Annotated in this window: 1 protein-coding gene; it reads right to left on the reverse strand. The window is 76.9% G+C overall.

Annotation, left to right across the window (positions count from 1 at the left end):
* Nucleotides 1–1405: acyltransferase domain-containing protein (locus NBZ85_RS31095; RefSeq protein ID WP_261563419.1), on the reverse strand; the 1405-nt coding region annotated here is incomplete at its 3' end.
* Nucleotides 1406–1425: the final 20 nt, after the last annotated feature.

The following is a 1425-nucleotide window of genomic DNA, read 5'->3' on the forward strand; positions in this document are numbered from 1 at the left end:
CCTCGATCCAGTAGCGCCGGCGCTGGAACGGGTAGGTGGGCAGGTCGACGACGGTGCCGGCGCGGCCGATGACGGCCCGCCAGTCCACGTCGACGCCACGGGTGTCGAGGCCGGCGAGGGCGGTGAGCAGGGTGGCGGCCTCCGGCCGTCCGGCGCGGGTGGACGCGACCGCGATCGGCGCCGCGGTGTCCGCCGGCAGGCAGCCGGGCAGCAACGCGGTGAGGACCGCGTCGGGGCCGAGTTCGCAGAACGCGGTGGCGCCCTCGGCGTGCAGGCGGCGGGCGGCGTCGAGGAAGCGCACCGCGCCGCGGGCGTGGCGGGCCCAGTAGTCGGCGGTGCACAGCTGGGTGTCGGCCGGCTCGCCGGTGAGGGTGGACACGATCGGGATCGTCGGCCGGTGGTGGGTGACCTGCTCGGCGACGGCGCGGAACTCGGCGAGCATGCCCGCCATGTGTGGGGAGTGGAAGGCGTGGCTGACCGTGAGTCGCCTCGTCGCGTGCTCGCGGGCCGCCCAGCCGGCGGCGATCCGCTCGGCCGCGTCGGCGTCCCCGGCGATCACCGTCGCCTCGGGCCCGTTGACGGCGGCGATCTCCACCCGTCCCTCGTACCCGGCCAGCGACGCGGCGACCTCGTCGGCAGCCGCCCGGATCGCGATCATCGCGCCGCCGGGACGGCAGGCCTGCATGAGCCGGCCGCGGGCGGCGACCAGCGTCACCGCGTCGTCCAGCGACCACACGCCGGCGACGTGCGCGGCGGTCAGCTCACCGATGGAGTGGCCGGCGAGCAGCGCCGGGGTCACCCCCCAGGAGGTGATCAGCCGGTAGAGCGCCGCACCGAAGGCGAACAGCGCCGGCTGGGTGTACTCGGTGCGGTGCAGCAGGGCCGCGTCCGACGTGCCGGGGGCCGCGAACATCACCTCCTGCAGCGGCCGGGCGAGATGGTCGGCGAACCGTTCGCAGATCTCGTCCAGGCCGTCGGCGAAGGCGGGGAAGGCGTCGTAGAGGTCCCGGCCCATCCCGTTACGCTGGCTGCCCTGCCCGGTGAACAGCAGCGCGGTGCGGCTCGGCGCGGCCGAAGCGACCGCGCCGAGGACGACCCCGGCCGCCGGTCGGCCCGCGGCGAACGCGGACAGGGCGCCCTCGAGGCGCCGGATGCCGTCGCCGCCCCGGCGCCGGCCGGCCAGCGCCACGGCCCGGTGCTCGAAGCGGGTCCGGCCGGCGAGGGTGTGGGCGACGTCGACCGGGTCGAGATCCGGGTGGCGTTCCAGGTACACGGCGAGCTGCTCGGCCTGGGCGCGCAGCGCCGCCGGCGTCCGGCCGGACAACACGATCGGCACCGGTGCGCCGGCCTGTGCCCCGTCCTGCGCCGTCGGCGCGGCAGGCAGCATGACAGTGGCCGGCGACACGACAGCTGCGGGCGGCGGGG

Origin of the sequence: Frankia tisae, assembly GCF_025403405.1 — a bacterium.
Lineage (GTDB): Bacteria > Actinomycetota > Actinomycetes > Frankiales > Frankiaceae > Frankia > Frankia tisai.